This is a genomic window from Glycomyces tarimensis (genome assembly GCF_054776215.1).
The window spans coordinates 17,954-31,228 of record NZ_BAAHCB010000017.1 but is presented as its reverse complement, the minus strand read 5'-3'; the positions used below and the strand labels follow the sequence as shown (position 1 = coordinate 31,228).

Sequence of the window (13,275 nt, the reverse complement as noted above, 5' to 3'; positions counted from 1 at the left end):
GCCGCGCGGCGAGGTGGGCATCCCCTGGTGGACAACCGCTAGCGACGTCAGGGGTGGAACCGTGCTGCAAATCGTAGAGCTGAAGGACCAAGTGGTCAATGAGGTCTCCTGGAAGGTTCCGGTCTCGCTCCACACCGGCGGCGGCTGGGTCTTCTCCTCCGACGCGGAGGTGACGGTGGCGCGCGCCGACGGCGACCGCTTCACGTTCTCCGGCGGTGACCGGGCGGCGCCCAAGTCGGTCTCGTCCGAGCTGTCGGGCCTCATCGTCGACGAGGCCGTGATCGAGGCGCCGGGGGAGCTGCGCATCGAGTTCGAGGACGGCTCGCAGCTGCTCGCGCCGCCGTCCGACGCCCGGGAGGCCTGGCACGTGGACGGGCCCGCCGGGCAGCGGATCACGTGCATGCCCGGCGGGGTGGTCTCGGTGCAGACGGCGACGAGGGCCGCCTGAGCCGCTATTTCAGGCCGCGGCGTTCGAGCAGGGGCTCGATCTCGGCGTCCCGACCGCGGAAGCGGCGGTAGGACTCCATCGGGTCGATCGATCCGCCCTTGCTGAGCAGGTGCCTCCTGAAGTGGTCGCCGTTCTCGCGGCTCAGTCCGCCGCGGTCTTTGAACCACTCCACGGTGTCGGCGTCGAGGATCTCCGACCAGATGTAGGAGTAGTACCCGGCCGAGTAGCCGCCGGCGAAGATGTGCGCGAAGTAGCCCGTGCGGTACCGCGGGGCGATCTCGTCCATCGCGATGCCGGCCTCCTCCAGCGCCGCGCGCTCGAATGCCTCCACGGCCGCGGCCGGGTCGTCGCCGGGCTCAGGGACGTCCTCGGGGGCGAGGCGGTGCCAGGCCTGGTCCAGGATCGCCGCCGCGAGGTACTCGGTCGAGGCGAAGCCCTCGCCGAACTTGCCCGACGCCTCCCACTGCTCCAGCAGCTCGGCGGGCGCGGCCTCGCCGGTGACGTGGTGGCGGGCGTAGTTCGCCACGACCTCGGGCCAGCGGATCCACATCTCGTTGACCTGCGAGGGGTATTCGACGAAGTCCCTCGGTGTGGACGTCATCGACGTCTTCGGGTACCGGCAGTCCGAGAGCAGGCCGTGGACGGCGTGCCCGAACTCGTGGAACATCGTGCGCACGTTGTCGACGGTGACCAGCGCGGGCTGGCCCTTGGAGGGCCCCACGATGTTGAGGTTGTTCACCACCACCGGCTTGTGGCCGGTCAGCCGCGACTGGACGACGAGGGCGTTCATCCACGCCCCGCCCTTCTTGGAGTCGCGGGTGAAGAAGTCGGCCAAGAACAGGCCGAGGGCCTCGCCGTCCGCGTCGAACACCTCGAAGACGCGCACGTCGGGGTGGTAGCCGACGAGGTCCTCGCGTTCGGTGAAGGTCAGGCCGAACTCCTGCTCGGCGGCGAAGAAGACGCCGTCGAACAGGACCCGGTCGAGTTCGAGGTACGGCTGGAGCGCGTCGGCGTCGAAGCCGTACTTGGCCTGGCGGACCTTGCCGGCGTAGTAGGACCAGTCCCAGGCGGCGAGCTTGAAGCCGCCGCCCTCGGCGTCGATGACCTGTTGGAGCTCGGCGGCCTCGGCGCGGGCGTTGCGCACCGAGGCCGCGGCGAGGGACGAGAGGCGCTCGGCGATGATCGCGGCGTCGCCGGCGGTCTGGTCAGCGGCGACGTAGTCGGCGTGGTGCTCGAAGCCGAGCAGCCGGGCCCGCTCGGCGCGCAGTCGCGCCATGGCGAGCACCGTGGGCGCGTTGGCGGCGCCGCGGGAGGTCGAGGCCCGCCACAGCCGCTCGCGCAGGCCGCGGTCGGTGAGGTGCTCCAGCTGGGAGGGGTTGCTGAAGAGCTCCTGGGTGATCAGGTAGCCGTCGAGGTCGCGATCGGCGGCGGCCGCTTCGGCGGCCCCCACGGTCTCCTCGCCGAGCCCGTCGAGCTCGTCGCGGTCGGTGACGTGGACGGCCGCGGCGTTGATGTCGGCGAGGACCTGCTGGTTGTACTTGGCCGACAACTCGGCGAGCTCGGCGTTGATCTGGGACAGCCGTGCCTTGCCGGCCTCGTCGAGTGCGGCGCCGCCGCGCACGAACTCGGTGTGGTAGCGCTCGAGGAGGCGCTCGTCCTGCTCGTCGAGGCCGAGATCCCCGCGCCGCCGCCACAGGTCGTCGACGCGGGCGAACAGCGCGGCGTCGAGCAGGATCTTGTCGCGGTGCTCGGCGAGTCTGGGGCTCATCTCCGTCTCGATGGCCTGGAGCTCGGCGTCGGTGTCGGACGTGTTCTTGTTGTAGAACACGCGGCTGACGCGCGCGAGGATGCCGTTGCCGGCGCGTTCGAGGGCGACGATGGTGTTCTCGAAGGTCGGTTCGGCGGTCTCGGCGGTGATCGCCTGGACGGCCAGCAGTTCTTCGGCCATGCCGGTCTCGAACGCGGGCCGATAGTGTTCGACGGCGATGTCCTCGAACGGCGGCAGGTGGTAGGGCAGGTCGGAGACGGTCAGAAACGGATGGTCGGTCACGGAGGTTCCCTCTCGACGGTGCTGGCGAGCCGTGCGCGCTGTGGCCTGGCGGTGGCCGAATCCTAATGCCGCCGCTAGCCGCGCGGCAACCGGCTTGTCGGGCGTCGGGCCGGATTCGACGGCATACAACTTCACCGAAAGCGGCCGCACGGGATTAATATCGGGGCCATGTCTGAATCGAGTCCGCTGTTCGTGGCCAGTGACATCCACGGCCATTACGATGCCCTCGTCGAGGCGCTGCGCGGACGCGGACTGGTCGACGAGGACGACGCCTGGACCGGCGGCGACGCGCGGCTGTGGATCCTCGGGGACCTGTTCGACCGCGGCGAGCGGGGCGTGTCGGTGGTGCGGCTGCTGCGCCGGCTCGCCGGGCAGGCCACGGCCGAGGGCGGGATCGTCGACACGCTCATCGGCAACCATGAGGTCCTCATGCTCGGCTCCAAGCGCTTCGGCGCCCATCGCTTCAGCGACGTGGACGGGCAGGAACGGCAGTTCCTGCACTGGTGGGTCCTCAACGGCGGCTTCGAGGATGAGCTGGAGGCGCTGAACGACGACGAGATCGGCTGGCTCGAGTCGCGGCGGGTGGTCCACCTGGCCGACCGCTCCCTGCTGGTCCACGCCGACACGGAGTCCTACCTGGCGTACGGGCGCAGCGAGGAGGCGGTGAACGCGGCCGTTCGGGCGGTGTTCGCCTCGGACGAGCCCGAGGAGTGGTGGCAGCTGTTCCGGGAGCTGACCCGACGCCACGAGTTCATGGGCGAGGACGGGCCGTCACGCGTGCGCGGCATGCTGCGCGCGTTCGGCGGCGAGGAGCTCGTCCACGGCCACTCGACCATCCCCGACACCACCGAACTGGAGCCCGGCGAGGTCACCGAGGCGAGGCGCTACTGCGACGATCTGGTGCTCAATGTGGATGGTGGAGTTTATCAGGGCGGCCGTTGCCTGGTCGTCCGATTGCGTTGACCGGATCGCGCCGGCGCGCCGCCGTTCACCGCCGCGGACGAGGGAATCCGGCGACCGGCGGAATGGCGCCGCGGGTCTGACTCGACCCGATCCGCATGACCAGTGCGACCGCGGCGGCGATGCCGAGCGCGGCCCATCCCGCGAGCGTCGAGAGCGCGATGAGGTACCCGAGCGCGGCGGCGGCACCGGTGGCGAGCGCGGCGCCCGCGAAGGCGTTCCGGAAGGCGTGTCGGTGCCGTTGCCGCTGGAGAACTCTGTTGTGTCTCATATCCGACACAACGAATCTGGCTTGTGAAGAGGCACGCTGCATGTGCAGATTTCCAACCTTCGAGGGTCGCAAAGCCGTCATATCGGACTTTAGTTCCCAGCGGAAGGGGAAATGCTGTGAGGGACTTCGCGCGGAGCGTCACAACGGCCGCTCAGGGCCGTTGTGCGGGGAGGCGAAAACCTGTAGATACATACCTGTCGGGGAACGGCTTCCCGCCTCGCTCCAGCGAGGACGGACCGCGGCACGTGCGGGTGAGACGACGAACTTCTGACCGCCGCGACGAAGCGCCCCCGGCCGGCGGCGGCCGCGACCGTCTGGTCGCGGAAGCGGCCGCCGCCGACAACCGCACGAGGCCATTGAGATACGACCGACGACAGAACGCCGATCGCACAAGTCCGACCGAACAGGGCCAACTACATAAGACCAACTACATAAGACCAATTGCATAACGCACTGCAATTCGAAGTCCCGATGAATACGATTAACTCCTATAAGGACGGTGGGGTCTGATGGAGTCCGTAACTCAACCCGTGGGGCGGCGAGTGGCGTATTGGCGCCAACGCCGCGGCATGTCGCAACAGGTATTCGCCGATCGCATCGGCAAGTCCAAGAGCTGGGTCGACAAGATCGAGCGAGGCGTCAGACGCCTCGACAAATACTCGGTCATCACCGAGCTCGCCGAAGCACTGAGCATCGACGCCGGGCAACTGCTCGGCCGTGAACCCAAACGCCGCCCCGGGCTCGGCGGCTGCCTCGACCAAGTCGAGGTCGAGTCCATCCGCCAATCCCTCGAACGCTACGAACGACTCGGGCGCTTCCTCGAAGCGGCCCCGATCGACCCGATACCCATACCCGAACTGCGCGGCGCGGTCAGCTATGCCTGGCTCGCCTTCGAGAAGGGCCACTACCCGGTCGTCGCGCGCTCGCTCATTCGTCTCCTGCGCGACACACCGGTCGCCGAGGAGAATCCCGTCGACGGCACCAGCGCCGACGCCGCCGAACTCATGACCCAGGTCTACCAGATCGCCTCCACGGTCCTGCGCAAGCTCGGCGAACCACAGCTCGCCTGGCTCGCCGCCGACCGCGCGATCAGCGCCGCCCAGCGCGGCAACGACCCGCTCCTGGCCGGCATCGCCACCACGCGGGTCGCCAACGCGCTCCGATCACTCGGCCGCTACCAGGCCGCGCTCGACCTCAACGTGCAAGTCGCCCACGGTCTCATCAGCGACACCGGGGGCGAATCCGCCGGCCCGGAGGCCATCAGCGTCTACGGCGCCCTCCTGCTCCAAGGCGCCATGGCCGCCGCCCTCGCCGGAGAAAGCGCCACCAGCGCCGACCTGCTCGACAGCGCCGACCGCGCGGCCTCGATCCTCGGCCGCGACGCCAACCACTACTACACCTCCTTCGGCCCGACCAACGTCCTGCTGCACCGCGCCGCCGCGCTCGTCGAACTCGGCGAGGGCGCCGACGCCCTCGCCGTCCACGACGGCATCGACCGCGCCGCCCTGGGCGACCTCGTCGCCGAACGGCGCGCGCACCACTACCTCGACATGGCGCGCGCCTGCATCCAGGTCGGCGACATCGACCGCGCCGGCAAGGCACTGGCCACGGCCGAACGCACCGCGCCGGCCGAGATCCGCTGCCGCCCGATCGCCGTCGAACTCATCGACCAGATCCTGCATCGCACCAAGGGCGAACCGGCGGCCGAGGTGCGACGGCTGGCCGAACAGGTCGGTGCCCTGGCATAGCGACCGATCGGTGCCCCGGAACCCGGCTGCCGGTTCCGGGGCACGCCCGTCCCCGGGCCCGTCCGCCCATCAATAGACTCGAAACCATGCGCATGCTCAGCGAGGTGATCGCAGCACTGGACGAGATCTATCCACGCCACTGGGCGGAGGACTGGGACCGCGTCGGTCTCGTCTGCGGGCGTGGCGACCTCACCGTCAGGCGCGTCCTGTGCGTCGTCGACGTCGTCCCCGAGACCGTCATCGAAGCGCTCGACGGCGGCTGCGACCTCATCGTGGCCCACCATCCCCTCCTGCTGCGCGGCGTCTCCAGCCTCGACCCCGCCGCCGACTACAAGGGCGACCTCGTCCACACCCTCATCGAACGCAACATCGGCCTCTACGTCGCGCACACCAATGCCGACGTCGCCAACCCCGGCGTCTCCGACGCGCTGGCCTACCGACTCGGTCTGATCGACCTCAAACCCCTGCGCCCGCTCGTCGGCGCCGGACACGACGGCTCCGGCCGCGGCATCGGCCGAGTCGGACGCCTGCCCACGCCCATGGACCTCGACCGCTTCGTCGAGCGCGCCGCCACAGCCCTGCCGCCCACCGTCTGGGGGCTGCGCGCGGCCGGGCTGAGCGGCTCGCTCATCAGCACCGTCGCCGTCTCAGGCGGCGCCGGCGACTCCTACCTGGCCGACGCGGCCGCCGCCGGCGCGGACGCCTATCTCACCGCGGACCTCAGGCACCACCCCGTCAGCGAGCACCAGGCCCGCGGCGGCCCGGCGCTCATCGACGCCGCCCACTGGGCGACGGAGCGGCCGTGGCTCGATACTGTTGCACAACAGCTGTCCGGTGTCGTGGACGACGTCACCGTCTCCGACATCGACACCGATCCGTGGACGATCCATCACAATTCTGGGGGAAACCGAGTTGAAAGCTGACCTGTTCGATCAGCGCCGACTGCTCGACCTGCAAGCCGTCGACACCACCCTCAGCCAGCTCCAGCAGCGGCGCCGAAAACTCGATGCCGACACCACCGTCGCCGACGCCCGGCGGCGCGTCCAGGCCCTGACCGATCGCGCCGCCGCGCTCACCGCCGACATCGCCGACCTCGACCGCGACATCAAACGCATCGAGCAGGAGGTCGACCTCGTCACCAAGCGCGCCGCCGCCGACCGCGAGCGCATGGCCTCCGGCGCGGCCAGCGCGAAGGAACTCGAGGGACTCCAGAGCGAACTCCAATCGCTCGCCCGCCGCCAAGGCACCCTCGAAGACGACGAGCTCGAGTTCATGGAGCGCCGCGAAGCGCTCGAATCCGAACTCGAGGCCACCCGCCGCCAGACCACCGAGGCCCAGAACGCCCTCGACGCCGCCGAGGCCGCGCGCGCGGGCGCCCTCGCCGAGATCGAGGCCGAGGCCGACACCGCGGGGGCCGACCGCATCACGCTGACCTCCTCGATCCCCGGCAGGCTCGTCGAGCTCTACGAGAGCATCCACGCCCGCCAGCCGATCGCCGCCGCCGAACTCGTCGGGCGCCGCTGCGGCTCCTGCCGCATCGAGAAGCCCCCGGCCGACATGGCGCCCATCCGCGCCGCCGCCATCGACGAGGTCCTGCGCTGCGAGGAGTGCGGTGCCGTCCTCATCCGCACCGAGCTGCCCTCGAACGGACCGAAGACCAGCGCCTCCGAGGAGGAGCTCAGGAAGTACACGTAGGCGATGCACCCGGACGACGGGAAAGGGGCGGACCGCTCGGTCCGCCCCTTTCCCGTCGCTTCACCACCGGTGCTCTACCAGCGCGCTCCGCCCTTCGCTTCAGGGCGGAAGGGAATTCAAGACTTGCTGAACTCGGCCCAGCGCTCCACGAGCGCCATGGCCGCGCCCTCGTCGACCGCCTTCGCGGCCCTCTTCAACCCGGCCTCGAGCATCGCCCGCCGGCGGGCCACATCGTGCAGGTCGACGTCGTTGACCAGGCCCTCGCGCGAGGCCAGGGCCGCCGCGGCGTTGATGAGCACGGCGTCGCGCACCGATCCGCCCTTGCCGGCGAACACCTCGCGCGCGACGTTCGTGTTGAAATCCAGATCCCCGCCGCGCAGCGCCTCGGGGCCGGCCTTGACCAGACCGAACTCCTCGGCGTCGATGCTGCCCTCGGTGACCCTGCCGCCCGAGACCACCCATTCGGTGGTCGTCGACGAGGTCGAGATCTCGTCCAGGCCGTCGTCGCCGCGGACGACGAACACCGACGCGCCCCGCTCCGCGAACACCTGCGCCATCAGCGGCGCCATCCGCGGGTCCGCGCAGCCGATGAGGCCGGACTTCGGCTGGCCCGGATTCGTCAGCGGCCCGAGCACGTTGAACACCGTCGGGATGCCGAGCGCGGCCCGGACGGGACCGGCGTGGCGCATGCCCGGGTGGAACGACTTCGCGAAGCAGAAACCGATGCCGACCTCGCGGACCGACGCCTCGACCCGGGTGGCCGAGGCCTCCAGGTCCACGCCGAGCGCCTCCAGCAGGTCGGCCGAGCCGACCGAGGAGGAGGCCGAGCGGTTGCCGTGCTTGATCACCGGCACGCCGGCGGCGGCCACGATGATCGCCGCCATCGTCGAGATGTTGACGCTGTTCGAGCCGTCGCCGCCGGTGCCGACGATGTCGACCGCCACACCGAGGTCCGACAGGTCGATGCGCGTCGTCTCCGCGAGCATCCGGCCGGCGATCGCCGCGATCTCCTGAGCCGTCTCGCCCTTTGAGCGCAACAGCACCGCGAACGCCGCCAGCTGCGCCGGATCGGCGTTGCCGGCCATGATCTGTGCCATCGCCCAGTCGGCGCTGGCCTCGTCGAGATGGCCGCCGCCGGACAGGCGCGAGAGGACATCGGGCCAGGTTGTGTCAGTCATGAGGGCTCCAGAGACGGTCGACTCAGGCGGCCCGCTGGGCGGGCACTCCCGCCGAGCGGCGGTTGACCAGCAAGTCTACAACCGTCTCCCCGGTGGTCACGGGGTTGAGCGGGTGGGTCAACACGGCGTCGGCCCGCGACCACGCCGCCAGCCACCGGTCGGCCGCGCGCGCGACCACCACCGCGAGCGTCGGGGGCTCGTCGAACTCGTCGCGCAGCTGGCGGGCGATGCCCATGCCGCCGGCGGGCTGCGCCTCGCCGTCGAGCAGGACCAGATCGATCTCGTACTGGTCGATGAGAGCCACGGCATCGTCGTAGTCGCCGGCCACGGCGTACTCGATCCTGACGCCTTCGGCGGGCTCGTCTCCGATCGCGGATCGCATCTGCTCGATCACGGACGGCTGATGACTGTAGAGCAGCACTGCGTACTCAGTCGTTGAGGTACTCACGCCTCGCATATTAAACCGGCCACACTCAAATGGGAAGAGCGGCGCGGCCACTTCCGCGCATCGGTGCGCCCACATTGGTCGAACGGCGGGTGACCTGCGGAGTCGATGAGCCGAGGCCGGGAGCCTACCGTCGAGGGACACGCGCGAAAAACACACCCCATGCAGAGGTAGCGACCGCACAACCGTAATAATGTGCGCGTGACTGCCGCCGAAGCAACTATCGACCCCAGCCGAATCCACTCACTGTCGCGGCCCAACGTCGTCAGTGTCGGCACCATCGTGTGGTTGAGCAGCGAACTCATGTTCTTTGCGGGCCTGTTCGCGATGTACTTCTCCATCCGCGCCGCGGACCCGGGGCTGTGGACCGAGGCGACCGGGCACCTCAACGTGCCGTACGCCCTCTTCTTCACCGTGATCCTGGTGGCCTCGTCGGTCACCTGCCAGATGGGCGTCTTCGCCGCCGAGAAGGGCGACGTCTACGCGCTCAGGCGCTGGTTCGCGATCACCTTCGTCATGGGGCTCATCTTCGTGCTCGGCCAGGTCAACGAGTACCGGCAGCTCGTGCTCGAGGGCTACACCATCGCCTCCGACGGCTACTGGTCGATGTTCTACCTGACCACGGGCTTCCACGGTCTGCACGTGGCCGGCGGCCTGGTCGCGTTCGTCATCTTCCTCATCCGCACGACGATGGGGCGGTTCAGTCCCGCGCAGGCCACCGCGTCCATCGTGGTGTCCTACTACTGGCACTTCGTCGACGTGGTGTGGATCGCACTGTTCGCGATGATCTACTTCCTCCAGTGACCGAGCCGGGTCGAAGGCGATGAGCGTCGCGTTCGGCCGCAGTACAGTCCAGGCCCAGGCCCCGCGCCGCGGCCGATTATCCGAGAAAGGCGACGACCGTCCCCCCGGAGACGGTCGCCCGGCCGGCAGGTGGGCCCCACAGCTCGCCACCGGTCTGAGAGCTAGATAAAGGTGAGGCAACAACCGTGGCTGCATCAGCGAAACGCCGGCGAGGCTGGCGCAAGCGCCTCGGCGCGCTGGCCAGGTTCACCGGCGCGTTGGTCATCGTCGGCGGGCTCTACTCGGTGTTCTCACCGAGCTTGTACGCCCAGGAGACCGACGACGCCAACGCCATCGACTCCGAGGTCGTCAAGGGCGAGGAGCTCTACGACACGAGCTGCATCAGCTGCCATGGCGAGAACGGGGAGGGCATCGAAGGCCGCGGCCCGAGCCTCATCGGCATCGGATCGGCCGCCGTCGAATTCCAGATCAACACCGGCCGCATGCCGCTGGCCACGCAGGGCGTCCAGGCGCCCGCCGGCGAGCCGACGTTCTCAGAGGAGGAGGCCGAGTGGATCGGCGCCTACATCGAGTACCTCGGCGGCGGCTCGGCGGTGCCGCACGACCTCCAGTCGCTCGTGGAGAACGCCGACGTTGCCGAGGGCGGCGACCTGTACCGCGTCAACTGCTCGTCGTGCCACGGCTACGCCGGCGGCGGCGGGGCGCTCTCCTCGGGCGCGCACGCCCCCAACTTGGCCGACGTCAGCGATGAGGAGATCTACCAGGCGATGCTCACCGGTCCGCAGAACATGCCGGTCTTCGCCGACAACGAGCTGACCCCGGAGCAGAAGGCCGACATCATCGCCTACGTCCAGTACATCGTGAACGAGGACGCCGACCGGGGTGGTGTGTTCTCGCTCGGTCGATTCGGCCCCTCCACCGAAGGACTGGCCATCTTCCTGGTCGGCATCACTTCGCTGCTGCTGGCCACACTCTGGATTGCAGGTAAATCGTGAGTGCCCACAACGATGACAACCGGCCCGAGACCGTGGACCTGAGTGACCGGAAGCTCTCCCGCTTCGACGTCTACCGCGAGGGCCTGCGCCGCGACGGCATCGAGATCCTCCACTACGAGCCGCGCTACCCGAAGCCGGGGACGAAGGTCGAGCGCCGCATGGAGCGCATCGTCACCTCGATGTTCCTCGGCGCGGGCCTGTTCGCGACGCTGTTCGTGGTCGCCTACATCTTCTGGCCCTGGGAGTACGAGGGCGCGGCGACCTGGGGCGACCCCGAGACGTGGTACACGCCGGTCCTCGGCGTCACCCTCGGTGCGTCGCTGCTGCTGTTCGCCTTCGGTGTCCTCACCTGGGCGAAGAAGCTGCTGCCGATCGAGGAGCTCGTCCAGGACCGCCACGACGGCGGCTCCGCGCCCGACGACCGCCGCCTCGCCGAGTCCACCGTCGACAACCTGGTCGACGACCTCGGCATCAAGCGCCGCCCGTTCCTGGTGAAGGCCGCCCTGCTCGGCGCGGCCCCGCTGGGCCTGGCCGCCATCGCGCCGCTCGGCGGTCTGATCAAGGACCCCGACGACATGCTGACGGTCACCGGATGGAACGCCGACAAGTACAACGACGGCACTCCGGTCCGCCTGATGATGAAGGACGGCGCGCTGGTGCGCCCGGACATGGTCTCCACCGGCGGCCAGATCACCGTCTTCCCGGCCATCGAAGGCGGCGCGAGCAACGAGCACGCGCTGGCGCCGACGCTGCTCATCCGCCTGCGTCCGCAGGACGCGGCGGTCGCCCGGGACAACATGTACCCGATGTACCAGGACGTCGACGCCATGTGGGGCGACTTCGTCGCCTACTCCAAGATCTGCACCCACGTCGGCTGCCCCGCGAGCCTGTACGAGCAGCAGACGCAGCGTCTGCTGTGCCCGTGCCACCAGTCGCAGTTCAACGTGGTGGACAACGCGGCCCCGATCTTCGGCCCGGCCACCCGGCACCTGCCGATGCTGCCGCTGGACGTGGACGACGAGGGCTACTTCTTCGCCAAGTCGGACTTCCTGGTGCCCCCAGGGCCGGCGTTCTGGAACCGCCCGTCCCTCCCAGAGGAGGATGAACAGTGAAGCGCCGCAAAGGCACTAGCGAAAGCCTGATGACGAGGGCGGGCGGAGAGCTCGACGACCGCTTCAAGCTCGCACCGACCACCCGGGTCCTCATGAACAAGGTCTTCCCGGACCACTGGTCGTTCCTCCTGGGCGAGATCGCGCTGTTCTCGTTCATCCTGCTGCTGTTGACCGGCACCTTCCTGGCGCTGTTCTTCGAGCCGTCCATGGCCCACGTGACCTACGAGGGCTCGTACGTGCCGCTGCAGGGCGTGGGGATGTCGAAGGCCTACGAGTCGACCCTGGAGCTCTCGTTCGAGGTCCGCGGCGGGCTCATCATGCGCCAGATGCACCACTGGGCGTCGCTGCTGTTCATGGCGTCGATCCTGGTCCACATGCTGCGGATCTTCTTCACCGGCGCCTTCCGTGCGCCGCGCGAGCTCAACTGGGTCATCGGCATCGTGATGTTCTGGCTCGGGTTCTTCAACGGCTTCACCGGCTACTCGCTGCCGGACGACGGCCTCTCCGGCACCGGTCTGCGGATCGCCGAGGGCATGACCGAATCGGTTCCGTTCATCGGCCCGTGGGCCTCCGCGGCGCTGTTCGGCGGCGCGTTCCCGGGCGACTCGGTCATCTCGCTGTTCTACATCCTGCACGTGTTCGTGCTGCCGCTCGGCCTGCTGGCGCTCGTCACCGTGCACCTGGCGCTGGTGTTCGCGCAGAAGCACACGCAGTGGCCCGGACCGGGGCGCACCGAGCACAATGTGGTCGGCTACCGCTTCTTCCCGAACTACATCATGAAGCAGACCGGTTTCATGCTGCTGATCTGGGGCGTGATCGCGGCGATGGCCGGCCTGTTCCAGATCAACCCGGTCTGGCTGTTCGGGCCCTACGAAGCGTCGGTGGTGTCCTCGGGCTCCCAACCGGACTTCTACGTCATGTTCCTCGACGGCCTCATCCGGCTCTTCCCCGCCTGGGAGTTCAGGGTGCCGCCGTACTTCACGCTGCCGGCCGTGTTCTGGCCCGGCGTCGTCGGCATGGGCCTGTCGGTCATCCTGCCGCTGGCCTATCCGCTGCTGGAGCGCCGCTTCAAGAAGGACCGGGCGCATCACAACCTCCTGCAGCGTCCCCGCGACGTTCCGGCCCGCACCGGCCTCGGCGTCATGGTGGTGGCCTTCTGGCTCATCGGCGTCATCACCGGCGGCAACGACGTCTTCGCCGAGACGTTCAACATCAGCCTGAACGCGATGACGTGGGCTGGCCGCATCGGCATCGTGGTCATCCCGATCGCCCTGTACTACCTGACCTATCGGATCTGCCTGGGGCTGCAGCAGCACGACCGCGAGGTCCTGGCGCACGGCCTGGAGACGGGCATCCTCATGCGCGACCCCGAGGGCCGCTTCTACGAGGTGCACCAGCCGCTGGCCGAGCCGGACGAGCACGGCCACACCGAGCTGGAGTACGGCGGCTGGACCGTGCCCAAGAAGCTGAACCGCGTCGGGGTCCTCGAGCCCACCGACAAGGGCTTCTTCAAGTCGATCGAGGAGCCCGCCGAGAACGGCGAGCGACGCGATGAGATCGAGGCCGGCA

General features: G+C 69.1%; 13 protein-coding genes. 9 read left to right on the top strand and 4 right to left on the bottom strand.

Features of this window, described 5'->3' with window-relative positions; all coding sequences use genetic code 11:
• Positions 1 to 61: 61 nt before the first annotated feature.
• On the top strand, positions 62 to 448 hold the full coding sequence (locus ACYVK3_RS13265) for a DUF6188 family protein (RefSeq protein ID WP_460497802.1): 387 nt from the start codon (positions 62 to 64) through the stop codon (positions 446 to 448).
• Positions 449 to 452: 4 nt separating this feature from the next.
• Here the strand turns inward: ACYVK3_RS13265 and ACYVK3_RS13260 are convergent, their stop codons facing one another.
• On the bottom strand, positions 453 to 2,498 hold the full coding sequence (locus ACYVK3_RS13260) for a M3 family metallopeptidase (RefSeq protein ID WP_460497801.1): 2,046 nt from the start codon (positions 2,496 to 2,498) through the stop codon (positions 453 to 455).
• Positions 2,499 to 2,666: 168 nt separating this feature from the next.
• Here ACYVK3_RS13260 and ACYVK3_RS13255 point away from each other — a divergent pair, with 168 nt between their 5' ends.
• Positions 2,667 to 3,461, top strand: a complete 795-nt coding sequence (locus ACYVK3_RS13255; protein WP_460497800.1) for a metallophosphoesterase — start codon at positions 2,667 to 2,669, stop codon at positions 3,459 to 3,461.
• Between the two features lie 25 nt (positions 3,462 to 3,486).
• On the opposite strand, the gene ACYVK3_RS13250 is transcribed toward ACYVK3_RS13255, so the two are convergent.
• Complete coding sequence (locus tag ACYVK3_RS13250; protein ID WP_460497799.1) at positions 3,487 to 3,729, bottom strand: hypothetical protein; 243 nt, start codon at positions 3,727 to 3,729, stop codon at positions 3,487 to 3,489.
• A 509-nt stretch (positions 3,730 to 4,238) separates the two neighbouring features.
• Here ACYVK3_RS13250 and ACYVK3_RS13245 point away from each other — a divergent pair.
• From ACYVK3_RS13245 to ACYVK3_RS13235, 3 genes are all read left to right on the top strand, one after another.
• The gene (locus ACYVK3_RS13245) at positions 4,239 to 5,477 is read left to right on the top strand and encodes a helix-turn-helix domain-containing protein (protein ID WP_460497798.1); all 1,239 of its coding nucleotides are present in this window, start codon (positions 4,239 to 4,241) and stop codon (positions 5,475 to 5,477) included.
• An 86-nt stretch (positions 5,478 to 5,563) separates the two neighbouring features.
• On the top strand, positions 5,564 to 6,400 hold the full coding sequence (locus ACYVK3_RS13240; RefSeq protein ID WP_460497797.1) for a Nif3-like dinuclear metal center hexameric protein: 837 nt from the start codon (positions 5,564 to 5,566) through the stop codon (positions 6,398 to 6,400).
• Positions 6,390 to 7,172, top strand: coding sequence for a zinc ribbon domain-containing protein (locus ACYVK3_RS13235; RefSeq protein WP_460497796.1), 783 nt, complete (start codon positions 6,390 to 6,392; stop codon positions 7,170 to 7,172). The genes ACYVK3_RS13240 and ACYVK3_RS13235 overlap by 11 nt, the downstream gene beginning before the upstream one ends.
• Positions 7,173 to 7,288: 116 nt before the next feature.
• Here ACYVK3_RS13235 and trpD read toward each other — a convergent pair whose 3' ends face one another.
• Both trpD and ACYVK3_RS13225 read right to left on the bottom strand, forming a co-directional pair.
• Positions 7,289 to 8,350, bottom strand: a complete 1,062-nt coding sequence (gene trpD / locus ACYVK3_RS13230; RefSeq protein ID WP_460497795.1) for an anthranilate phosphoribosyltransferase — start codon at positions 8,348 to 8,350, stop codon at positions 7,289 to 7,291.
• Between the two features lie 22 nt (positions 8,351 to 8,372).
• Positions 8,373 to 8,732: a hypothetical protein gene (locus ACYVK3_RS13225; protein ID WP_460497866.1), complete on the bottom strand. Its 360-nt coding sequence runs from the start codon at positions 8,730 to 8,732 to the stop codon at positions 8,373 to 8,375.
• Positions 8,733 to 8,996: 264 nt separating this feature from the next.
• On the opposite strand from ACYVK3_RS13225, the gene ctaE reads away from it, so the two are divergent.
• The 4 genes from ctaE to qcrB form a co-directional block, all read left to right on the top strand.
• Positions 8,997 to 9,599 carry a cytochrome c oxidase subunit 3 gene (gene ctaE / locus ACYVK3_RS13220; RefSeq protein WP_460497794.1) on the top strand — a complete coding sequence of 201 codons (603 nt, stop codon included), beginning with the start codon at positions 8,997 to 8,999 and terminating at the stop codon, positions 9,597 to 9,599.
• A 185-nt stretch (positions 9,600 to 9,784) separates the two neighbouring features.
• Positions 9,785 to 10,594 (top strand): c-type cytochrome, encoded by an 810-nt coding sequence (gene qcrC, locus ACYVK3_RS13215; protein ID WP_460497793.1) that lies wholly within the window; start codon positions 9,785 to 9,787, stop codon positions 10,592 to 10,594.
• On the top strand, positions 10,591 to 11,706 hold the full coding sequence (gene qcrA, locus ACYVK3_RS13210) for a ubiquinol-cytochrome c reductase iron-sulfur subunit (RefSeq protein WP_460497792.1): 1,116 nt from the start codon (positions 10,591 to 10,593) through the stop codon (positions 11,704 to 11,706). The genes qcrC and qcrA overlap by 4 nt, the downstream gene beginning before the upstream one ends.
• A partial coding sequence (qcrB, locus tag ACYVK3_RS13205) for a cytochrome bc1 complex cytochrome b subunit (protein WP_460497791.1) occupies positions 11,703 to 13,275 on the top strand: 1,573 nt, incomplete at its 3' end. The genes qcrA and qcrB, both read left to right, overlap by 4 nt.

What these genes read in the sequence shown, in the direction of transcription:
- ACYVK3_RS13225 (WP_460497866.1), bottom strand. Translation starts at nt 8,732, where the DNA reads ATGCGATCCGCGATCGGAGACGAGCCCGCCGAAGGCGTCAGGATCGAG.
- ACYVK3_RS13250 (WP_460497799.1), bottom strand. Translation starts at nt 3,729, where the DNA reads ATGAGACACAACAGAGTTCTCCAGCGGCAACGGCACCGACACGCCTTC.
- ACYVK3_RS13255 (WP_460497800.1), top strand. Translation starts at nt 2,667, where the DNA reads ATGTCTGAATCGAGTCCGCTGTTCGTGGCCAGTGACATCCACGGCCAT.
- ACYVK3_RS13240 (WP_460497797.1), top strand. Translation starts at nt 5,564, where the DNA reads ATGCGCATGCTCAGCGAGGTGATCGCAGCACTGGACGAGATCTATCCA.
- ACYVK3_RS13245 (WP_460497798.1), top strand. Translation starts at nt 4,239, where the DNA reads ATGGAGTCCGTAACTCAACCCGTGGGGCGGCGAGTGGCGTATTGGCGC.
- trpD (WP_460497795.1), bottom strand. Translation starts at nt 8,350, where the DNA reads ATGACTGACACAACCTGGCCCGATGTCCTCTCGCGCCTGTCCGGCGGC.